Consider the following 23383-nt stretch of genomic DNA (forward strand, 5'->3'; position numbering starts at 1 on the left):
ATCCTCACCGTTCGTCATCGTCGGGGCCGCCGAACGCGGCGTCTTCGAGTTCGCTCAGCACCTGGTCCTCCACCAGGTCCGCCAGGGCGGCCACGGTGCGGGAGACCAGGACGTCGCGGGGGGTGAGCGTGACGCCGAAGGCATCGTTGGCGCGGGAGGCGATCAGCAGGGCGCGCATGGAGTCGCCGCCCAGCAGGAAGAAGTCGTCCGTCACGCCCACGGCCGTCCGGAGGGTCTCGGCCCAGATCTGCGCCACGGCCTCCTCGGTGGGCGTGCGGGGCGCCAGCCGCTCGGCCGGTTCCTCCTCGGCCGGTCGGGGCGCGGGCAGCGCCGTGCGGTCGGTCTTGCCGCTCGCGGTGAGCGGGAAGCGGTCGAGGACCGCGAAGGCCGAGGGGACCATGTGGCCGGGCAGGGAGCGGGCGGCCAGCGCGCGCAGTTCGGCGCCGGTCGGCGGTTGTGCGCCGGGGGCGACCAGCAGGTGGGCGACCAGCCGGGGCAGCCCCGGCTCGTCCTCCCGTACGCTCACCACGGCGTCCAGCACGCCCGGGTGGTGAGCCAGGACGGCCTCGACCTCGCCGGCCTCGATCCGGTGGCCGCGCAGTTTGAGCTGGTGGTCGGTGCGGCCCAGGTAGTGCAGCTCGCCGGAGCGGTCGCGGCGCACCAGGTCGCCGGTGCGGTACATCCGGCTGCCGGGCGGGCCGAACGGGTCGGCGGTGAAGCGGGCGGCGGTCAGGCCCGGCCGCCCCAGGTAGCCGCGGGCCAGGGCCGGTCCACTCAGCCACAGTTCGCCCGGCACGCCGTCGGCCACCGGCCGCAGCCGGGCGTCCAGGACGTACGCCCCGGTGGCGGGCAGCGGGCGACCGATCGGCGGCGCGGCGCCGTCCGGTGCCAGCGGGGCGGACCAGGTGGCGACCACGGTGGCCTCGGTGGGGCCGTAGGAGTTGACCATGCGGTGGTGCGGGGCCCAGCGGGCGACGAGTTCGGCGCCGCACGCGTCGGCGCCGACCACCAGGGTCTTCAGCGCGGGCAGCGTGCCGGGGGTGTCGGAGGGCAGGGTGGCGAGGGCGGCCGGGGGCAGCAGGGTGTGGGTGATCCGCTCCTCCCGCAGCACCTCGGCCAGTCGGGCGCCGAGCAGCGGTCCGGGTTCGGGCACCACCAGTCGGGCACCGTGCGGCAGGGACATGCACAGTTCGAGGACGGAGGCGTCGAAGCTGGGGGTGGCGAAGGCCAGCACCCGGTCCCCCGGGGCGACCCGGTAGTGCTCGGCCTCGGCGGCGGCGAACGCCGCGAGCCCGCGGTGGGTGACGACCACGCCCTTCGGGGTGCCGGTGGAGCCGGAGGTGTAGATGACGTAGGCGGGGTCGTCCAGGTCGAGCGGGCGGGTCCGGTCGATGTCGGTGGGGCGGTGGCCGGGGGCGCCGTCCGACGGGGCGGCCAGCAGCGCCGCGACCTCCTTGGCGTCCAGGGTGAGCGCGGGGGCCGCGTCCCGCAGCATCAACTCGACGCGCTCGTCGGGGTAGTTGGGGTCGACGGGCAGGAAGGCGGCGCCCGTCTTGGCCACGGCCAGCTGGGCGAGCACCGTGTCCGCCGAGCGCGGCAGCAGCAGGGCGACCACCTCGCCGGGGCCGGCGCCGCGCGCGATCAGCCGGTGCGCCAGCCGGTTGGCGTGCGCCTCCAGCTGGGCGAAGGACAGCTCCTGGCCGTTGGCGCTCAGTGCGGCGGCTTCCGGCCACCGGTCCGCCGCGGCCTCGACCAGGGCGGGCAGGGTCGCCGGGGCGGGCGCATCCAGCGCCGGGCGGGCCGGTCCGCGCAGCAGCCGCTCCCGCTGCCCGGGCGGCACCACGTCGAGGTCGTCCAGCCGTGTGCCGCCGTCCGTTCCCGCCAACGCGGCAAGGGTGTGCAGCAGTTGGGCGGCCAGCTGCTCGGCGGTCGCGCGATCGAGGTACCGCGGGTCGTGGCCGAGCTCCACGGTGAGCCGCTCGCCGGGCGAAACGACCACGGTGAGCGGGTAGTTGGTGGCCTCCCGGGCGTCCAGCTCACGCACCAGCAGGCCGTGCGCGCCCGCCGTGGCGTCGCCGACCGGGTAGTTCTCCAGCACCACCAGGCTGTCGAACAACCCCGTCCCGGGCGCGACGTGACTCAGCCCGCGCATCTCGGTCAGCGGAAGATGGTCGTAGCGGCGGTCCTCGGCCCGGTCCTCCTGGAGCGCGCGCAGCCAGGCGGCGCAGGGCTGCCCGCCGTCGACGGTCACCCGGGCGGGCAGGGTGGTGATGAACAGGCCGATGATGCCGTCCGAGCCGGCCAGGTCGGCCGGGCGCCCGGAGACGGTGGTGCCGAAGCAGACCCGCGACTCCCCGCTCCAGCGCGAGAGCAGCAGCGCCCAGGCGCCCTGCACCAGGGTGTTGAGGGTGAGCCGGTGCTGCCGGGCGAAGTCCTGGAGCCGCTGCGTCTCGGCCGCGCTCAGCCGGTGCGACAGCCACTCGCCGGAGCGGGCCGTGTCGCCCCGGGCGGGCCTGCGGTCGTAGGGCAGCGCGGTGGGCGCGGTGAGGTCCGCCAGCACGCCGCGCCAGTGCTCGGCGGCGGCCGCGGTGTCGCGGGCGGCGAGCCAGTCGACGTAGTCCGCGAAGGACCGGCGCTCGGGCAGGCTCGGCCGTTCGCCGCGGGTGAGCGCGGCGTGGGCGGCCAGCACGTCCGACAGGACGTGGAAGACGCTCCAGCCGTCCAGCAGGACGTGGTGGAAGGTCCACACCACGCGCACCGCGTCCGGCCCGAGCCGGATCAGGTCGAGTCGCAGCAGCGGGGGCCGGTCCAGGGCCAGCGGACGGGCCCGTTGTTCGCCGAGCAGCCGCTCCAGCCGTGCCGCGCGCTCCGCCTCCGTCAGCCCGCTCCAGTCGTGTTCGGTGTACGGGAGCTCCACCTCCCGGTGGACCACCTGCAGCGGCACCGGCACGCCGTGCAGGGCCACGGCGGTGCGCAGCACCGGGGTGCGGTCGAGGACGTGCTGCCAGGCGGCGGCCAGCAGCCGCGGGTCGCGGGCGCCGTCCAGCACGAAGGTGATCTGCTCGACGTACAGGCCGTGTTCGGCCTCGTCGAGGCCGTGCACCACCATGCCGGTCTGGGTGGGGGTGAGCGGCTGGATGTCCGTGACGTCCCGTCCGGTGCCGGCCAGCCGGTCGACCGCCGCCTGGTCCAGGTGGGCCAGCGGGAAGTCTGCGGGGGTGCGGCCGCCCGCGCCGGGTTCGGCGCAGTGGCGGACGATCTCCCGCAGCTCGTCGAGCAGTTCGGCGGCGAGCCGGGCGACGGTCTCGCGGTGGTGCACCTCGCGGGAGTACGACCAGGTGAAGGTCAGCCGCCCCGCGCTGACCCGCCCGAGCACGTCCAGCAGGTGGGGGCGCCGCGCCGCCCGGTCCATGCCGCCGGTGAGCGGGCCGTCCGGGGAGTGCAGCAGGCCGCCGGGGGCGGGGTGCCAGTCCTGCCGGCCCAGGTAGTTGAAGCCGGTCTGGGGCAGGTCGGGCAGCTTGGGATCGGCCGGCCCTAGGTGGCGCAGCGCGCCGTAGCCCAGCCCGCCGTGCGGCACGGCGCGCAGGTTCTCCTTGACGGTCTTCAGTGCGGTGCCGGTGTCGGCGCCCCGGGGCACGTCCAGGGCCACGGGGTACATCGCGGTGAACCAGCCGACGGTCCGGGCGAGGTCGACCCCGTCGAACAGTTCCTCACGGCCGTGGCCCTCCAGGGCGACGGCCACCCGGTCCCGTCCGGTCCAGCGGGCGAGCACCCGGCCCAGAGCGCAGAGCAGGGCATCGTCGACCCGGGTGCGGTACGCCTCCGGGACGTCCCGCAGCAGCCGGTGGGTGTCCTCGGTGTCCAGAGTGACGGTCAGCGACTCCTCGACGGCGGCCGTGTCGGCGCCGTCGAGGTCGGTCGGCAGGGCGGTCGCGGCGTCGCGGTCCAGGTCGTACCAGTGGGCGCGTTCGGCGTCGAAGCCGCCGGCCGCGGTGTGCGCGGCCAGCCGCTCGGCCCAGGCCCGGAACGAGGTGCTCTTGGGGCCGAGGTCGGGCCGCTGCCCGGCGCGCAGCGCGCGGTGGGCGGTGTCCAGGTCCTCCAGGATCAGGCGCCAGGACACCGCGTCCACCACCAGGTGGTGCGCGGCCAGCAGCAGGACGGGGTGCCGCTCGTCCTCGAAGCGGCACAGCGCGGCCCGCAGCAGCGGCCCGGCGGCCAGGTCGAAGCCCTCGGCGAGACGCTCGGCCAGCCCGCCCAGCACGGCTTCGCGCCGCTGCGGCGACCCGGCGGCGGGCAGCGTGTGGGTGCGCAGGTCCGGGGCTTCACCGGGCTGGGCGCCGTGCTGGCGCCACCGGCCGTCGCCGAACGGTTCGAACCGCAGGCGCAGCGCGTCGTGCTGCTCCAGGACGGCGGCCAGCGCGGCCCGCAGCAGGGTCTCGTCGGTGTCCGGGTCGAGGCGGAAGGAGACCGACTGGGTGAGGCGGGCGGGGTCTCCGTCGAGGGTGTCGAACAGCCAGTGCTGGACCGGGGTGAGCGGGGCCTCGCCCACCACCGCGCCCTGTTCGGCGGCCACCGCCGGGGTCGGTGACCGCTCGGCGGCGAGGGCGAGTTCGGTCAGGGTCTGGTGGGCGAAGAGGTGTCGGGGGGTCAGCGCGAGACCGGCCCGGCGGGCCGCCGACACGATCTGGATGCCCAGGATCGAGTCGCCGCCGAGCGCGAAGTAGTTGTCGTCGGCGTTCACCTCGGGCACGCCGAGCGCCTCGCACCAGATCGCGGCGAGGGTGCGCTCCGCGTCGGTGCGGGGCGGCCGGGCGCCGCCTGCGGCCGGGGCGGCCCACACCGGCGCGGGCAGGGCGCGCCGGTCCAGCTTGCCGGTGGCGCCGAGCGGCAGCCGCTCCAGCGGCACCACCAGGGCGGGCACCAGGTGGTCGGGGAGGGTGCGGCCGAGGAAGGCGCGCCACTCGGCGGCGTCCGGCAGCGCGCCGTCGCGGGCCACCACGTAGCCCACCAGGCGCCGGTGGCCGTCGTGTTCGACCACCCGGGCGGCCGCCGCCGACACCCGCGGGTGGCGGGCCAGTGCGGCCTCGACCTCGCCGGGTTCGATCCGGAACCCGCGCACCTTGACCTGGTCGTCCGCGCGGCCGAGGTAGACGAGGTCGCCGTCGGCCGTCCAGCGCACCAGGTCTCCGGTGCGGTACATCCGGCGACCGGCCGGGCCGAAGGGGTCGGGCAGGAACCGGGCGGCGGTGAGCCCGGGGCGGCGCAGGTAGCCGCGCGCCACGCCGGTGCCGGCCAGGTACAGCTCCCCCGGCGCGCCGACGGGCACCGGGCGCAGCCGGTGGTCCAGGACGTAGGCCCGGGCGCCGCCGACCGGACGGCCGATCGGCGGGTCGCGGTCCGGATCGGGATCCGTGGGGTCAGGGGCGGGGTCGCAGGCGAAGGCGGTGGCGTAGACGGTGGCCTCGGTGGGGCCGTAGATGTTCAGCACCCGGCAGCCGGGGACGGCCTCGCGCAACCGGCGCACCGTACGGGCGGGCAGTGCCTCGCCGGCCAGGACGACCGTGTCCGCGCCGAGGTGCACGGCGTCCTCCGCGAGGAGGCCGCCCAGCGCCGAGGGCACCGCGCTGAGCAGGCCGGCCCGCCACGGGCCGGGGCGCTCGGCCAGGGCCAGCAGGTCCCGGACGAGCTCCACGCAGCCGCCGGACAGCAGGGTCGAGAAGATCTCGAACACCGACACGTCGAAGTTCAGCGAGGTGGCGGACACCACGTGGTGCAGGCCCCGGCCGCCGAACTCGGCCGCCGCCCAGTCGGTCAGGGCGAGCACCGAGGCGTGGGCGACCACCACGCCCTTGGGCCGGCCGGTGGAGCCGGAGGTGTGGATGACGTAGGCGGGGTGCTCCGGCAGCAGGGCGCCGAGCCGCTCCGCTTCGCCCAGGGCGTCGCCGCGGGTGGCGGCGAGCCGGGCGGCGCACCCGGGGTCGTCCAGCAGGATCCGGGTGAACGGGCCCTGCGGGAGCCGTCCTTCGGTCCCGGCGTCGGTGACCACGGCGTCGGGCCGGACGTCCGTGAAGAGGAACGCGATCCGCTCGGCCGGGTAGCCCGGGTCGACCGGCAGGTAGGCGGCGCCGCTCTTGAGCACCGCCAGCAGGGCCACGACCAGGTCGGCGGTGCGGGGCAGCGCGAGGGCGACGAACCGCTCGGGGCCGGCGCCGGCCGCGATCAGCAGCCGGGCCAGCCGGTTGGACCGTTCGTCGAGTTCCCGGTAGGTCAGCCGTACCTCTCCGGACCGCACGGCCGGGGCGTCGGGTGTCCGGGCGGTCTGTCGGGCGAAGGCCTCGGGAAGGGTGAGCCGCGGCGCCTCGACGACGGCTCCGCCGAAACGTTCCACCAGCTCGCGGCCCCGGGCCGGCTCCAGCAGCGGCAGGTCCGCGGCCGGCCGGTCGAGGCCGGCCGCCAGCGCCGCCAGCAGGGTCCGCAGGCTCGCCCCGAGCCGCTCGACCGTCCCGGCGTCGAAGAGGGCCGGGTCGTGGTCGAGGTCGACCTCGATGGCCTCGCCGGGGGCCACCACCACGCTGAGCGGGTAGTTGGTCGGTTCCAGGACGCGTTCGGTCGACACGCCCAGGCCGTGCCGGGTCAGTGTCCCCTCGTCGAACGGGTAGTTCTCGAAGACCACGATGCTGTCGAACAGGCTGGTCCCGCCCGGCAGTTCGCTCCAGCCCTGCAGCTGCGCCAGGGAGACGAAGTCGTACCGGCGGGCCTCCGACTGGGCGTCCTGGAGCTCCCGCAGCCATTCCAGCAGCGGGCGCCGGGCGTCGATCCGCACCCGGGTGGGCAGGGCGTTGATGAACAGTCCCACCATCGCGGTCACGCCCGGGAGTTCGGCGGGCCGGCCGGAGACGATCGTGCCGAACACCACGTCGTCCCCGCCGCCGTAGCGGGAGAGCAGCAGCGCCCAGGCACCCTGCAGCACGGTGTTGACGGTCAGGCCCGCCTGCCGGGCGGTCGTCCGCAGCCGCTCCGACAGGTCGGCACCGAGGCTCACCCGCACCGACGCGGTGGAGGAGGCCCGGTGGGCCTCGGCCGGGCGGCGGTCCCGGGGCAGTTCGGTGGGGGCGGGGAAGCCGGCCAGGGCGTCACGCCAGTACCGCTCGGTCCGGGCCGGGTCCTGTTCGGACAGCCAGCGCAGGTAGTCGCCGAAGGGGGCGCGTTCGGTGAGCCTCGGCTGCTGCCCGGTGGTCAGCGCGGCGTACCGCTCGCACACCTCGTCGAAGACCTGGGCGGCGCTCCACCCGTCGAGCAGGACGTGGTGGAAGGTCCACAGCACCCGTACCCGGGTCGGGGTCAATCGGACCAGGGACAGCCGCATCAGCGGTGCGGTGCCGAGGTCGATGCCGGCCCGCCGGTCCTCGGCGAGCAGCCGCGCCGTCTCCCGCTCGACGCGGTCGGCCGGCCAGTCCGTCCAGTCGTGGTGGGTCACCGGGACCGTGACCCGCTGCTGGACGACCTGGAGCGGCTCGGCGGTGTCCTGCCAGGTGAGCCGGGTGCGCAGCACCGGGTTGGCGTCGGCGGTCCGCTGCCAGGCCTCGGCCAGCGCCCGCGGGTCGGTGACCCCGGACAGGACCAGCTGGACCTGGTTGAGGTAGGTGCGGCCGTCCGGGTCGAGCAGGCTGTGGAAGAGCATGCCCGCCTGCATGGGCGTCAGCGGGTACAGGTCCGCGACGGCCCGGCCGTCCCCGACGATCCGGTCCACCGCCGCCTGGTCCAGCCGGGCCAGCGGGAAGTCGGCGGGGGTGCGGCCGCCGGCATCGGGGCGGGCGCAGTGGGCGACGATCTCCTCCAGCGCCCGCAGTACGGCGTCCGCGAGGTCGGTGACGGTCTGTTCGCGGTGCCGGCCGACGCTGTAGTACCAGCTGATCTCCAGCTCGTCGCCGTCGACCCGGGCGACCACGTCCAGCAGGTGCGGGCGCGCCGTCCCGGGCGCCTCCGCGCCGCCGAGGCCGCCGGGGACCGCGCGGACCAGCGCGGCGCCGTCCGCGGACCAGTCGAACCGGCCCAGGTAGTTGAAGGTGATGCCGGGTGCCGGCGCGTCGGCCAGTCCTTCGTCCCGGGCGAGGTGGCGCAGCGCGCCGTACCCGAGGCCGCGGTCCGGCACCGCCCGCAGCTGCTCCTTGACGGCCTTCAGCGCGCTGCCCCAGTCCCCGTCCGGGACGGTCAGGGCGACCGGGAAGAGGGAGGTGAACCAGCCGACCGTACGGGACAGGTCGAGACCCTCGAACAGCCGGTCCTCACGGCCGTGCCCCTCCAGTCCGATCGCGACGGTGCGCCGCCCGGTCCAGTCGGCCAGCACCCGGCCCAGGGCGGTGAGCAGGACGTCGTCGATCCGGGTGCGGTAGACCCCGGGGACCTCGCGCAGCAGGCCGTCGGTGCGCTCGCGGTCCAGCCGGACCGTCACGGCGCGCAGGTCGGCGGCGGTGTTGCCGCCGTCGCCGTCCACCGGCAGCGGGGTCGCGCAGGCCCGGGCGGCGGCCGTCCAGTGGGCGCGCTGGTCGGCGAAGCCGCCGGCGGCGGTGTGCTCGGCCAGGCGGCGGGTCCACTCCCGGACGGAGGTGGTGCGGGCGGGCAGCCGCAGCGGCCGGCCCTCCACGGCCTGCCGGTAGGCGGTCTCCAGGTCCTCCAGCAGCACCCGCCAGGAGACGCCGTCGACGACCAGGTGGTGGACGGCCAGCAGCAGCCGGGCGGGCCGGGTGCCGTGGCCGGACTCGGGGCTGGGAACCAGCAGGCGGGCGGTGAGCAGCGGGCCGCTGTCCAGCCGGAACCCGGCGTGGGCGGCCTCGGTGACCGCGGCCTCGTCGCCGAGGTCGTGGACCTCCAGCAGGTCGGGGGCGGCGCCGTCCGCCGGGGCGCAGTGCTGCCGCCAGGTCCCGTCCGCCCCGGCGGTGAACCGGCAGCGCAGGGCGTCGTGGTGGGCCCGCAGGGCCGTCAGCGCGCGGCGCAGTGCCTCCGGGTCGACCGGGCCGGGCGCCTCCACGACCACGGACTGGTTGAAGTACCCGGCGTGCGGCGGGTTCGGGTCGAGGAACCAGTGCTGGATGGGCGTCAGCCCGACCTCGCCGCTGACCGGTTCGGTGCCGGCCACCGGGACGGCGGTGCCGGCGGCCCCGGCCAGCGCGGCCACGGTGGGGTGGCGGAAGAGGTCCCGGGGGGAGAGCGCGAGGCCGGCGGCGCGGGCGCGGGAGACGACCTGGATGCTCAGGATCGAGTCGCCGCCGAGCAGGAAGAAGTCGTCGTCGAGCCCGACCCGTTCCACGCCGAGGAGTTCGGCCCAGATCGCGGCGAGGAGGCGTTCGGTGTCGGTGCCCGGGGCGCGGTGGGCGCGGTCCCCGGCCGCCGACCGGTCGGGGGCGGGCAGCCGCCGGCGGTCCACCTTGCCGTTGGCCGTCAGGGGGAGTTCGGGCACCGTGACGAAGGCCGCGGGCAGCATGTAGTCGGGCAGGTCGGCCGCCAGGTGGGTGCGCAGCGCGACGGCGGAGGGCGGCTCGGCGCCGTCGGCCGGCACCAGGTGGGCGACCAGCCGCTTGCGGCCCGCGTCCTCGTGCAGCGAGACGACGGCCTCGGCGACGGCCGGGTGGGCGGTGAGCCGCGCCTCGATCTCGGCGGGTTCCACGCGGAAGCCGCGGATCTTGATCTGGTCGTCCGCGCGGCCCACGAAGTGGAGTTCGCCGTCCTCGCTCCACCGGGCGGTGTCGCCGGTGCGGTACATCCGGCTGCCGGGCGGCCCGAAGGGGTCGGCGAGGTAGCGGGCGGCGGTCTCGCCGGGCCGGCCCGCGTAGCCCCGGGCCAGCCCGGCGCCGGCGATGTACAACTCCCCGGTGATGCCCGGTGGTTGCGGCTGGAGCGCGCCGTCCAGCAGGTACACCCGGGTATTGTCCAGCGGGCGTCCGATCGGCAGCACGGCGGGCAGCGGGTCACCGGGGCGGAAGGCCCGCCGGGTGGCGAAGGTGGTGGTCTCGGTCGGGCCGTAGCCATCCACCACGGTGAGGTCGGGGCAGGCCTCCAGGACCTTGCGCACGACCGCGCCCGGCACCGCCTCGCCGCCGGTCCACACCTCGCGGGCGCCGCGCAGGCAACCCGGGTCCTCCTGGGCGAGGAGGCGGAACAGCCCGGCGGTCAGCCACAGGCAGCGCACGCCCCGCTCGGTGACGGCGTGCCGGACGGCGGCGGCGTCCAGGTCCCCCGGCGGGGCGAGGACGGCGGTGCCGCCGCGCAGCAGCGGCACCCACAGCTCGTAGGTGGCGGCGTCGAAGGCGTGCGGGGAGTGCACCAGCACCCGGTCGTGGTCGGCGAAGGCGCGGTCCAGGGCGAGCGCGGCGACATCGCGCTGGCGCACCGCGACGCCCTTGGGGGTGCCGGTGGAGCCCGAGGTGAACATCAGGTACTGGAGGTGGTCGGGGTGGACCGCGCACGCGACGGGTGCCGGCCGGTCGGCGGGGTCCGACTGGTCGGCGGCGTCCGGCCGGTCGACCCGCAACACCCTTTCCGCCGGGAGCAGTTCGACGGCCGTCCGGGCCCGGTCCGCATCGGTGAGCAGCAGGTCCGCACCCGCCTCGGCCAGCATGCGGTGCAGCCGCTCGCGCGGCGCCCGGCCGTCCAGCGGCACGTGGACGCCGCCGATGCGGACCAGGGCCAGCTGGGCGACGACCAGGGCGACGGACCGGTTCATCAGCACGCCGACCGGACGTTCCGCGCGGACCCCACGGGCGGCCAGCCGCCCGGCCAACACGGCGGCTCTGGCGTCGAGTTCACGGTAGGTGAGGCGCTCGTCCGCCGTCTCCAGGGCGATCGCGCCGGGGGTGCGGCGCACCTGCTCGGCGAAGAGCTCGGCGACGCTGCGCTCGGGTCGCTCAACGGCGGTGTCGTTCCACTCGGTGAGGATCCGCCGGCGCTCCCCGGCGGTCAGCAGCGGCAGTCGCGCGGGCGGGCGCCCGGCCCCCTCGGGCATGCCGGTCAGCAGGGCCGTGAGCTGCCCGGCCATCCGCCGGACGGTGTCGGCGTCGAACAACCGCGGGTCGTAGCACAGGCGCAGGGCCAGCTCGGGCCCCGGGAGGGCCAGCAGGGTGAGCGGGTAGTTGGTGGTCTCGATGCCGTCCAGCTCGCGCAGGCGCAGGCCGTGCGCGGCGGCCGCGTCGGCGTCGACCGGGTAGTTCTCGACGACCACGATGCTGTCGAACAGGGCTGTCTGCTCGGGGAGTTCGGTGCCGGCCCGCAGGCGGGTGAGCGGGACGTGGCCGTGCCGCCGGTCCTCGCTCTGCTCCTCCTGCAGTTCCCGGAGCCAGTCGAGCAGGCTCCGGTCGGCGGGCACCGTGGTCCGGGTGGGCAGGGTGGTGATGAACAGGCCGGTCATCGCCTCGACCCCGGGCAGCTCGGGCGGCCGCCCGGACACCGTGGTGCCGAACACCACCTCGTCCCGGTTCGCCTGACGGCCCAGCAGGATCGCCCACGCGCCCTGGACCAGGGTGCCCAGGGTGAGGCCCGAGGTCCGCGCGAGGTCCTCCAGCGCCCGGGTCGCGGCGGCGGTCAGGGTGAACGGCACGGCCCGGGTGGACTCCGCCCGGTGGCTCCGCAGCGGCTCGCGGTCGTAGGGCAGCGGTGTCGCCTCGGCCATCCCGGCGAGGCGGCGGCGCCAGTGCTCCTCCGCCTCCGCCGGGTCGCGGTCGCCCAGCCAGGCCACGTAGTCGCGGTAGGGCCGGCGGTCCGGCACGGTCCCGTACGGGACCTCCGCCGCACCCGGACCGGACCGGGCCAGGGCGGCGTGGACGGCGAAGACGTCGGACAGCACCTGGAAGAGGCTCCAGCCGTCCAGGATCAGGTGGTGGAAGGACCAGAGCACCCGTACGCGGGTGTCGGAGAGGCGGATGAGCACCAGGCGCTGGAGCGGGGCACTCGCCAGGTCGAGGCCCCGGGCCCGGTCGCGGTCCAGGAGGTCGGCCAGTTGGCCGCGGTGCTCCCGCTCGGGGACCTCGCGCCAGTCCAGTCGGGTCACCGGCACGGCCGCCCGGCGGAGCACCACCAGCAGCGGCTCGGGGACGTCCTGCCAGCGGACGCGGGCGCGCAGCACCGAGGTGCGGTCGGTCACCCACTGCCAGGCCGCGGCCAGCGTCTGCGGGTCGGGCACGCCGTCCAGGACGAAGTCCAGCTGCTGGAAGTAGGCGCCGCTGTCCTCCTCGGCCAGGCCGTGGAAGAGCATGCCGGCCTGGGTGGGTGTCAGCGGGAGGACGTCCTCCACCGCGCCGGGGTCGTCCCCGGTGATCCGGTCCACGGCCGCCTGGTCGAGCCGGGCCAGCGGGAAGTCGGACGGGGTGCGCCCGGCGGCGCCCGGGCGGGCCGCGTGGCGCGCGAGGTCGGCCAGTTCCGCGGCGAACCGTTCCGCCAAGGCCTCGACGGTGCCGCGCCGGTGCCGCCCCTCGGCGTAGAACCAGGTGAACTCCAGTGCGTCGCCGTCGAGTTGCCCGACCACCTCCAGGGCGTGCGGGCGCCCGGCCCGCGGGTCGGCGTCCAGTTCCAGGGCCCGGAAGGTGCCGCGGTACAGCCCGTCGGCGTCGTCCGGGTCGTTTTGGACGTCCATCCGGCCGAGGTAGTTGAAGCTGATCCGCGCGGCCGGGGTGTCCGGCGCCGTCCCGGGGCGCCCCAGGTGGCGCAGCGCGTCGAAGCCGAGGCCGCGGCGGGGGACGGCGCGCAGCTGCTCCTTGACCTGCTTGAGGACGGTGTCCCAGTCGGCCTCGGTGGGCACGGCCAGCGCGACGGGGTGCCGGGTGGTGAACCAGCCGACGGTGCGGCTGACGTCGAGGTCGGCGAAGAGCTCCTCGCGCCCGTGCCCCTCGACGTCCACGACCACCCGGTCCTGCCCGCTCGACGCGCACAAGGCCCGGCCGAGGGCGCTGAGCAGCACGTCGTTGGCCTGGGTGCGGTAGGTGTCGGGCAGGGTGCGCAGCAGGGCGGCGGTATCGGCGGGGCGGAGGCGCACGGTCACCGAGCGGGCCGAGGCGTAGCCGTCGGCGCCGGCCAGGTCGTCCGGGAACGGCTCGACCCGGTCCGCGTCGTCCACCTCGTCCAGGTCGGACGGCGCCGGGAGGGCCCGCGCCCAGTACTCCGTCTCGTCCTCGAAGCCGCCCGCGGCGGCGAAGGCGCCGAGCCGCTCGGCCCACTGCCGCAGCGGCGAGGACTTCGCCGGCAGCGCCGCCGCCCCGTCGCGGCCGTCGCGGCGGGCCCGGTAGGCGGCGTCGAGGTCCGCCAGCAGCACCCGCCAGGAGACCCCGTCGACCACCAGGTGGTGGACGGCCAGGTGCAGGACCGGCGCCGACCCCGCGCCGCGCTCGTGCAGCACGGCGCGCAGCAGCGGCCCGCCGCTCAGGTCGAAGGGGCCGAAGTGCGGGCTGTCGCCGTCCGGTCCGCTGTGGCGGCCCAGCCGGATCCGGGGCGCCCGGTCGTCGATCCGCCAGCGCACGCCGCCGGCCCCGCCGTCGGGGGCCGTGAAGACCGAGCGCAGGGCGTCGTGGTGGGCGACCAGGTCGTTCAGGGCAGCCCCCAGCGCCTCCGGGTCCGGGTCGTCGCGCAGGAGGAGGGAGAGCGCCTGGTTGAAGTGGCCGGCGCGACCGTCGGCCCGGTCGAACCACCAGCGCTGGATCGGCGTCAGGACACCCGGCCCGGTGGCCGTCACCGGGGCGGGGGCGGCCGGTCGTTCGGCGGCGTCCGCGCAGCGGGCCAGCGCGGCGACCGTCTGGTGCCGGTAGAGGTCCCGGGAGGTCACCGGCAGCCCGGTCTGCCGGGCCCGGGCCACCACCTGGATGCCGAGGATGGAGTCGCCGCCGAGGTCGAAGAAGTTGTCGTCCGCGCCGACCCGTTCCAGTCGCAGCACCTCCGCCCAGATGGCGGCGAGCGCGCTTTCGGTGGGGGTGCGGGGGGCGACGTGGCGGACGGTGGACACGGCGGGGCCGGGGTCGGGGAGGCGGCCGCGGTCGAGCTTGCCGTTGGGGTTGAGCGGCAGGGCGGGCAGCGGCACGACGGTCGAGGGGACGAGGTAGTCGGGCAGGGTCAGGCCGAGCGCCCGGCGCACCGCCTCGGATTCCACCCGGCCGCCCGGGACGGGCACCACATAGCCGACCAGGCGCCGGGTGCCGTCGCCCTCGCAGACCGTGGCGGCGGCCTCCGCGACGCCCTCGCAGCGCCGCAGTGCCTCCTCCACCTCGCCCAGTTCGATCCGGAAGCCGCGGACCTTGACCTGCTGGTCGATCCGGCCGAGGTACTCCAGGTCGCCGTCGGCGTTCCAGCGCACCAGGTCCCCGGTGCGGTACATCCGCTCGCCCGGCAGGCCGTACGGGTCGGCGATGAAGCGGGCGGAGGTCAGCCCGGCGCGCCCCAGGTAGCCGCGCGCCAGACCGCCGCCACCGAGGTACAACTCGCCGACCACACCCGGGGGTTGCGGGCGCAGCGCGCCGTCGAGGACATAGGCCCGGGTCCGTGCGATCGGCCGCCCGATCGGCGGCGCCTGCTCCGGCAGCCGGTCGCCGGCGAACCAGGCCGTGGCGTACACGGCGGCCTCGGTCGGGCCGTAGATGTTCGCGATCGCGCTGCCGGGCAGGGCGCCGCGCAGGTCGCGCAGCGCCTGGGCGGAGAGGGCCTCGCCGGCCAGTACGGCGGTGTCGGCGTCGACCGGGGCGGCGCTGCCGGCGATCAGCCGGGCGATCACCGAGGGCACCCCGCTGACCAGGCCGACGTGCCGCGGGACCGGCTCGTCGGCGAGCGCGGACAGATCGGCGACCAGCTCGACGCTCCCGCCCGCCAGCAGCGGGCAGAGCAGTTCGAAGACCGACACGTCGAAGTTGAGCGAGGTGGCGGCGACCACGTGGTCCAGCCCGCCGGGCCCGAACCGCCCCAGCGCCCAGCGGGCGAGCTCGACGACGCTGCGGTGGGTGACCACGACGCCCTTGGGCCGGCCGGTCGACCCCGAGGTGTAGATGACGTACGCCGGGTGCTCCGGCAGCAGCGGTCCCAGCCGGTCGGCGTCCGTCGGATCGGTGTCCGCCGCGTCCGCGAAGTCGGCGGCGGCGCAGTCCTCCAGCAGCAGGACGGGGCAGCCCTCGGGCAGCGCGGCCGCCGTCTCCCGGGTGGCGAGGACCAGGACGGGCCCGGCGTCCGCCAGCATGAAGCGGACCCGCTCGACCGGGTACCCCGGATCCACCGGCAGGTACGCGGCGCCCGACTTCAGTACCGCCCACAGCGCCGACGGCAGTTCGGCGGAGCGGGGCAGGCACACCGCGACCAGCCGCTCCGGCCCCGCGCCTCGGGAGACCAGCAGCCGCGCGAGGCGGTTGGCGCGCCGGTTCACCTCCGCGTAGTCCAGCCGAACCGGGCCGCAGACCACGGCGGTCCGCTCGGGGATGCGGGCCGCGCTCGCCTCGAACAGCCCGGGCAGCACGGTGTGCGGGAGGTCGCACCCGGCACGCGCGGGCGGGTTCCAGGCGTCGAGCAGCGTGCGCTCCTCCTCCTCGGAGAGCATGGGCAGTTCGCCGACGGTGCGCTGCGGGCCGTCGGCCATCCCCTCCAGCAGGCGGTGCAGGTGACGTGCCATCCGGGCCACGGTCCGCTCGTCGAACAGGTCCGTGTTGTACTCCACCGTCAGCGCGCAGCCACCGGCGTCCTCCGGGGTGAACTCCAGCACCAGGTCGAACCGGGCGGCCGGGCGGGGCAAGGGATGGTCCTCGAAGCGCAGGCCCCCGGCGGGCGGCGGCGTGGTGCCGCTCTGCTGGACGACCAGGACCTGGACCAGCGGGGTCCGGCTGGGGTCCCGGGGCGGAGCCAGTTCCTCGACCACCCGGTCGAACGGCACTTCGGCGTGGGCGAAGGCGTCCAGCAGGGTCGCGCGCACGCTCTCGACGAACCGGTCGACGGTGGCCTTCCGGTCCACGTCGGCGCGCAGCACCACGGTGTTGACGAAGAAGCCCGTCACCTCCTCCAGCTCCCGGCGGTCGCGCCCGTTGGTCACGGTGCCGAACACCACGTCCCGCTGGCCGGAGTAGCGCGAGAACAGCAGCGCGGACGCCCCGGCGAACAGGGTGAACACCGTCGTGCCGCGCCCCGCGGCGAGGTGCCGCAGCCGGGCCGTCAGATCGGCCGGGAGGTGGTGGCGGTGCGCCGCGCCGGCGGTGGTGCGCAGCGCGGGCCGGGGCCGGTCGGTGGGCAGTTGCAGGGGCTGCAGGTCCGCCAGGCACCGCTTCCAGTAGGCGAGGTCCGCCGCGTCGCCGGGTCCGCCCCCGGCTGCCCGGCGGCGCTGTTCCCAGACAGCGAAGTCGGGGTACTGGAGGGCCGGCGCGGGCAGCCGGTCCGCCTCGCCGGAGACCTCCGCCCGGTAGAGCGCGGCCAGTTCGCGGGTGAGGACGCCCACCGACCAGCCGTCGGTGATGATGTGGTGCTGCCCCAGCAGCAGCACGTGCTCCTCGGCGGTGAGCCGGATCAGCAGCGCCCGGGCGAGCGGGCCGTCCGTCAGGTCGTAGGGGCGGCTCAGCTCCTCGGCCAGCAGGCGGTCGGCCGCCTCGGCGCGCTCCCGGCCGGGCAGCCCGCCGAGGTCGGCGGTGCGCAGCCGCAGGGCGCCGGCCGCGGCGACGCGCTGGACGAGCTGCCCGTCGACGGTGGCGAAGGTGGTGCGCAGCGAGTCGTGGCGGGCGGCGAGCCTGCCCAGCGCCCGGCCCAGGGCCTCGGGGTCGGGTGTTCCGTGCAGCCGCAGGGCGACGCCGGTGTTGTACTCGCTTCCGCCGGTGGTGAGGTCGTCGAGGAACCAGAGGCGTCGTTGGGCACTGGACAGCGGCAGCGGCGCGGCGCGCGGGGCGGGCGGGATCGGCTCCGGCGGCGCGGTGGCGTGCCGTTCGTCCAGCAGCGGGGCCAGGGCGGCGACGGTGCGCGCGGTGAAGACGTCCCGGAGGCTGAGCCGGGCGCCCAGTCGCTCCGCGATCCGGGTCAGGGTGCGGGCGGCGAGGATCGAGTCGCCGCCGAGGTCGAAGAAGTCGTCCGTCACCCCCACCGCGTCGGCGCCCAGGACCTGGGCCCAGATGGCGGCCAGGGCGCGTTCCCGCTCGGTGCGGGGTGCGGAGGGTGCGGTCGAGGTGGGGCGGGCGGGCGCCGGCAGCGCCCGCTGGTCGACCTTGTGCTGCGGGGTGAGCGGCAGCGCGGCCAGGACGACGACGACGGACGGCACCAGGTGGACCGGCAGGGCGGCGGCCAGGGCCGCGCGCAGCACCACCGGGTCGGGGGTGCGCTCCGGGTCGGCGGGCGTGACGTAGCCGACCAGGCGCTCCCGCCCCGGCTCGTCCTCCCGGACCACGACGACGGCCTGGTCGACGTCGGGGTGCGTCCGCAGGGCCGCCTCGACCTCCCCCGGTTCGATCCGGAAGCCGCGGATCTTCACCTGCCGGTCGAGACGGCCGAGGAACTCCACTTCCCCGTCGGCTCTCCGGCGGGCCCGGTCGCCGGTGCGGTAGAGCCGGGCCCCGGGCGGCCCGAAGGGGTCGGCGACGAAGCGGGCGGCGGTCAGGCCCGGGCGGCCCAGGTAGCCGCGCGCGACGCCGTCCCCGCCGACGTACAACTCACCGTCGGTGCCCGGCGGTTGGGGCCGCATGGCGGCGTCGAGGACATACGCCCGGGCGTGTGGCAGCGCGTCACCGATGGTCGGGGTACCGCTGCCGGCGGTCAGCGGCCCGGTCCAGGTGGCGACGATGGTGGCCTCGGTCGGGCCGTAGGAGTTGACCATGCGTCGGCCGGGCGCCCAGCGGTCGACCAGGTCGGCGGGGCAGGCCTCGGCTCCGACGATCAGGGTGCGCAGGTGGCGGCCCGCTCCGGCGGGCACGGTGGCCAGCGCCGCCGGCGGGATGAGGGCGTGGGTGATGCGGTGTCCGTCCAGCACGGCGGCGAGTTCGTCGCCCAGCCAGGGGCCGTCCGGCGGGATCACCAGGGTGGCACCGGCGAGGACGGAGACGAACAGTTCCAGGACGGAGGCGTCGAAACTGGGCGAGGAGAACTGCAGCACCCGGTCGCCCGGGCGCACCGCGTACTGCTCGACGGCTGCCTCGGTGAACCCGCCGATCCCCCGGTGGGTGACGACCACGCCCTTGGGGGTTCCGGTGGAGCCCGAGGTGTAGATCACGTAGGCCGCGTGGTCGGCGCCGGCCCGACGGGGAGGGCCGGCCTCGGCGGCGGTGTCGGTATCGGTGGCGGTGGCGGCCTCGGCCTCCAGTACCTCGCGGACCCGGGCCGGATCGTCCAGGACCACGGCGGGCGCGGCGTCGGCGAGCATCAGCGCCCGCCGCTCGGCGGGGTAGCCGGGGTCCACGGGCAGGAAGGCGGCCCCCGTCCGCACCACGGCGAGCTCCGCCGCGACGAGTTCCATCGAGCGCGGCAGGACCAGCGCCACCGTCCGCTCCGTCCCGGCGCCGCGCCGTCTCAGGTCGCGGGCCAGCCGGTCGACCCGGTCCGCGAGGTCCCGGTAGGTCCAGGTGCGCCGCCCGTCCGTCACCGCGGGGGCGTGGGGGGTGCGGGTCACCCGGGCGGCGAACAGCTCGTCGAGCGTCCGGTGCGCCGACGACGGGGCGGACGTACGCACGGGCTGGGCAGGCCGGTCGGTCATGGCGGAGGATCCTTCCGGACGGGGAGAGGATGCGACGCGGGCACCGGGGCGGGCGGGACCGGCCCTGGGATCCGCGGGAACGGTGTGGCGGCGGTGCGGGCGTGCCGGGGGTGAGCCCGGTACGGGGGTGGTGCGGGCGTGCCGGGGGTGAGCCCGGCACGAGGGGCGGCCCGGACTGCTCAGGCGGGGCCGACGCGCCGTGCGGTGCGCCCGGAGACCTGCACCCGGTCGATCACGCCGGTGGCGGGGTCCCGGTGGAAGCGCCCGCCGGGTTCGGGCCGTCCGGTGTCGGGGGCGAGCAGGTCGTAGGAGAGGTCCGCGAAGCAGCGCATGGGTAGCGGCAGGTCGCCGTCCACGGAGAGGGTCGGCGATCCGTCGCGGGCGGGCTCGACGCGGTAGCGGATCCCGCCGTTGACGTAGGTGCCCGCGCACTCGGGCAGGGCGACCGGGTCGCCCGAGGCCGCGGGCGCGATCGCGGCCGGCACCCTTAGGCCGAGCAGCTCGGCCAGGTCGTCGGCGAGCTCACGCCAGAGCGCGGTGGCGGCCCCGGCGTTGCCCGTGAAGGCGATCACCACACCGCTGTCCGGTTCGACCCGCAGGTGGCAGGAGGTGCCCATGGCGTTGCCGTCGTGTCCCCACCACAGCCGCTCGTCCTGGCGGTAGAGGGCCAGGCCCGGCCCCCAGCCGTCCGCGAGCGCCCCCGGCCGGGCGGCGGGCTGCGGGCGGCGCATCCCGTCGGCGACGGCGTCCGGCAGGGCGGCGCTGCGGCCGACCAGGGCACCGCCGAGCGCGGCCAGGTCCGCGGCGCTCAGCAGCAGGGCTCCGGCCGGCGCTTCCACCGGGGCGAGGTTCTGCGCGACCGGCCGGACCCGGCCGGTCGCGGTGTTGAGCGCGTGCCCGGCGGCGACCGGACGCCCGGCGGCGGTCGCACCGACGAAGGCGGGCACGGTGCCGAGCGGGTCCAGCAGCAGGGTGCGCACCGCCTCGCGCCAGGGCATCCCGGTCACCGTCTCCACCAGGCGCCCGGCGGCGACGTAGCCGGCGTTGGAGTAGGAGAAGTCGGTTCCGGGCGGGAAGAGCTCGTCACCGGCGGCGCACACGGACGCCAGGTAGTGCGCCGCGGTGGTCCGGGCGGCCTCGTCGGAGTCCGGTCCGGTGGGCAGTCCGCCGGTGTGGCTGAGGAGTTGGCGAATCGTTACTTCAGGCATCCGGCGGAGCTCGGGGAGGAGGTCGGCGACCCGGTCGTCGGGGTCGAGGTCGCCGTCGTCGGCGAGGAGCAGCACCAGGGCGGCCGTGTAGGGCTTGGTGAGCGAGCCCACCGGGACGGCGGTGTCCGCGGTGAAGGGGGTGCCGGTGGCGGCGTCGGCCACACCGGTGTGCAGGACGACGGCCTCCGGCCCGGTGTCCACGACCAGCTGCGCGCCGGGCACCCGGTGGGTGCACGCGAGCGTGTCGAGCCGGTGTTGCAGTTCACGTCGTAATTGGACCGGCGCGCGCTCACGGACCGGCGCGGAAACGGAGTACGGCATAGGCGAAAGCTCCCGTTGACTGGCTCTCAGATGCGGACGCGGCAGACGTCCGCGGATGAATTCCGGATTGCCGAGGTGCGCCCGGCGCATTTTCCGGCCGCCCGCGCTCCCCGGCTCACGACACGCGGGAACAACGGGAATGCCCGGGCGGGTCGCGACGCGGCGCAGCACCCCTCAGGCGGGGACCCGTTCCGACCCGCCACGACGCACACCTCGGCCGGACAACACGAATGCGCCCCGCAATCCGCGCTACTGCGGGAACGACGAACGGCCGAATGCGCTTACCGTTCCAATTAAGTGATCAGGAGTGAGTCTTGGACCCAGGTCTGATCACTGCGTGCATCCCGAACGGTGGTGGATGCCCGACTGGTCGCCCGCGTTCTCGTTGTCCCCGTCCGGCTGCGCGCATCGTGTGCACGGTCCGTGGCTGGGCGGCGGGTTTCCTCACGCCCCCGGATACCCGATGAGGCCTGGACGGTCCGATGCCCACGCCGATCGCTCCGGTCGTCGTGGGGCGGTGCCGTCCGTCGCCGGATCGGGTGTCCGAGGGCGCGTCGCCCGATCGCGATGCTCGCGGCATCGTGTCGGGTGGTCATGCGGGTGGGCGTTGCGAGTGGTTTCTGCCAGTGCTGCGCGCCCCATTGGGAGGTGTAGGCGGGGTCCACGGCGACGATGACCAGGCCCGTCTCGGCGGCCATGGAGATGAGCCGGGCGCGGAGTTTGCCGGTGGGGATGCCGGAGATGAGCTGTCGGAACCGCTTGCGGCGGCCGTGTTTCTCGCGGGTGGTCTCGGCGGTGAAGTCCAGGTTCTCCAGGCCGATCGCCCTCACCCCGCAGCGCTTCGCCCAGTGCAGCAGTCGGGTGATGGCGTGGCGGACCTGCGCGTCGCGGTGGCTTGCGGTGCCGGTCAGGTCGTAGGGAAACCTGCGGGGCTCGCCGACCGGGTTGCCGTGCGCATCGAGGTGCCAGGCCGCGAAGTGGTCGGCGTTGGTGTCCACCCCGACCATCCCGCCCTCGCGGGCCGCCTCCAGCGGCATCGTCCGCGCCACGGGCCGGGTCCAGGAGGCGTCCAGATACCACCGCCCCCGCTGCACGTCCAGGTGGATCCGGTACGCCACCGCCCGATGGCCCTCGATCCGGTCGGCCCACTCGGTGCGCCGGTGCGCGAACGCTACCTTCGCGGCCAGGACGTACCGGCCGCTGGTGGCGTTGGCATGCTCGGCGAGCGGGGCGGGCAGCTTGATCGACACTTCGCCGTCCGGGGTGACACGGATCGTCTCGTTGCCGAACCGCTTTCCCGACTCGCCGTCAGCGGCGAGGAACCACCGCGCGCTCTCCCACCGCGCCCGCCAGCCGGCTTCGGTGAGACCGGCGGCGGCCAGGTGGTGCCGGGTGTTCAGCAGCTTCCGCCCGCCGCGCACCACGTGCACGCGACCTGCCTCGTGGTCCGCCGCCACCGCCGCACGGCGCTGCGTAAGGATCGCCAGGCGTCTGGTCTTCTGGAACCATTCATGCGTGGAACGGTAGCCACCAGGTGCGCGCTTGGTGCCCTTCTCCCCGACCGGCAGCGACAGCCGGTGAGCGATCGTCTTGATCCCGGCGTCCAGGAAGTCCAGGTGCGCGGCCTGCCCGCGCCGGGCCAGCGCCCACTGGTCGTGCGTGGCCCTGGTGACGCCCCCGGCCCAGCGCGACGACGACTCCACCGTCAGGTCACGTTTGCGCGCGGCCCACGTCTCCCTACTGTGCTCCAGGCCATCCGCGCAGCGCACCTTCAGATCCTTCGACGCCAGAGCCCCCAGATGCCCGCCGACCAGCCGCAGCACCTTCTCGTCCTCAGGCGTGAGGCCCTTGAGACGGTCACGGACCGTCACACCCGACGGGCCCAGAGAAACGAACGGCACGTCGATCCTCCGGAGCTTCCTCTTCGACCCAGTCACGCCATCCCCCTCCCCGTCAGTGCCACCACCCTCACGCATACCACTGACAGTCGTCACATCGATCCAACAAGCCGTGATCGAAAACAAATCCATGGACACCTATGAGCACCAAAACGACCTCAATCACCAGCAGTTCACAACTCCGTGAGCGGGCCCCGACAAGAACCCCGAAACCCGCCCGGTCGCGCTAACCGGCATGACAATCCCCCTCTACGACCACCGTGCGGACCTGCCGCGACGGCTGCGCTGGACGGCGCGAATCCGTAACGAACCGAACGGCCGGACGGCGAACGCGGAACAGTCTTCACGGCGCGTCACCCTCTCGCAACCCCCGGCGATTGAACGGAAAGCAACCCTCCGAGAAAGCGGAACCACAAAATCGCAGGTGCGCCTCCATTACCCGGCCGTAGCACCTGATGACGGATGCGGCTTCTTTGGCCGAAACCGTAACAGTCGAATCCGCACGGTCGCCTACCAGATTTTCGCAGGAATAACCGAGTGACTCCGCTGGCGGTTGAGGACCGTGTGCACGAAGAGAACGGGATCGGTCGGATGGGGCGTGGGTGAGGGACTGAGTCTGGTGTGACGGAGCGTTCCGGGCCGGCCTGCACGAGCCGCTCGGGCGGACCCCCACCCTGCGCTGACCGCCCGGTTTCCCGCGCTTAACCCCGCCGATGTCACGTTCCCCCGCTCCGCCCTGTCCACCTGACGGGTGCGGCCGTTCCGCACCACCGCGAGCGCGGAGCGAAGGGAGCATCGCCATGAAGGCCGTCATCGTGTGCGTCTCGGTGTCCCACGGCAACACCAGGAGGATCGCCGAGGTCATGGGCCAGGCCCTGGCCGCCCCGGTGGTCGAACCCGAACAGCTGGATCCGGCCGAACTCGCCGCCTACGACCTGGTGGGCTTCGGCTCCGGGATCTTCACCGGGGCGTTCCACCCGCGACTGCGCAGCTTCGTCCGCTCGATCCCGCCGGCGGCACCCCGTCAGGCGTTCGTCTTCGCCACCAGCGGACTGCCCGACCCCCGGTTCCGGCCCTTCACCCGCCCCTTGGTGCGACTCCTCGAACCGAAGGGCTTCGAGGTGGTCGACACCTTCACGGCGCGCGGGTACGACACCTGGCTCCCGTTCAGGCTCGTCGGCGGGATCAACCGGCACCGGCCGGACGCCGGCGATCTGGCGGCGGCCCGGGTGTTCGCCGAACGACTGCGGCCCCGGCCCGGCACGGCGTCCTGACCTGGCCGGGCC

Annotated in this window: 4 protein-coding genes; 1 reads left to right on the forward strand and 3 read right to left on the reverse strand. The window is 75.5% G+C overall.

Features of this window, described 5'->3' with window-relative positions; translation table 11 throughout:
• Positions 1-4: 4 nt before the first annotated feature.
• The 3 genes from ABZW30_RS10945 to ABZW30_RS10955 all read right to left on the reverse strand — a co-directional run bounded on the left by ABZW30_RS10945 (position 5) and on the right by ABZW30_RS10955 (position 22175).
• A complete protein-coding gene (locus ABZW30_RS10945) occupies positions 5-18670 on the reverse strand; it encodes a non-ribosomal peptide synthase/polyketide synthase (protein ID WP_355670746.1) in 18666 nt (6221 codons plus the stop codon).
• Positions 18671-18849: 179 nt separating this feature from the next.
• The gene (locus ABZW30_RS10950; RefSeq protein WP_355670747.1) at positions 18850-20199 is read right to left on the reverse strand and encodes a serine hydrolase domain-containing protein; all 1350 of its coding nucleotides are present in this window, start codon (positions 20197-20199) and stop codon (positions 18850-18852) included.
• 293 nt (positions 20200-20492) lie between these two features.
• The gene (locus ABZW30_RS10955) at positions 20493-22175 is read right to left on the reverse strand and encodes an IS200/IS605 family accessory protein TnpB-related protein (RefSeq protein ID WP_355670748.1); all 1683 of its coding nucleotides are present in this window, start codon (positions 22173-22175) and stop codon (positions 20493-20495) included.
• A 722-nt stretch (positions 22176-22897) separates the two neighbouring features.
• Between ABZW30_RS10955 and ABZW30_RS10960 the strand changes: the two genes are divergently transcribed.
• Complete coding sequence (locus ABZW30_RS10960; protein ID WP_355670749.1) at positions 22898-23371, forward strand: flavodoxin family protein; 474 nt, start codon at positions 22898-22900, stop codon at positions 23369-23371.
• Positions 23372-23383 lie beyond the last annotated feature (12 nt).

The organism is Kitasatospora sp. NPDC004669, assembly GCF_040609455.1.
Lineage (GTDB): Bacteria > Actinomycetota > Actinomycetes > Streptomycetales > Streptomycetaceae > Kitasatospora.

Excerpts from the sequence above, each read along its gene's own strand:
- ABZW30_RS10960 (WP_355670749.1), top strand. The coding sequence starts at position 22,898 with ATGAAGGCCGTCATCGTGTGCGTCTCGGTGTCCCACGGCAACACCAGG.
- ABZW30_RS10955 (WP_355670748.1), bottom strand. The coding sequence starts at position 22,175 with ATGCGTGAGGGTGGTGGCACTGACGGGGAGGGGGATGGCGTGACTGGG.
- ABZW30_RS10945 (WP_355670746.1), bottom strand. The coding sequence starts at position 18,670 with ATGACCGACCGGCCTGCCCAGCCCGTGCGTACGTCCGCCCCGTCGTCG.
- ABZW30_RS10950 (WP_355670747.1), bottom strand. The coding sequence starts at position 20,199 with ATGCCGTACTCCGTTTCCGCGCCGGTCCGTGAGCGCGCGCCGGTCCAA.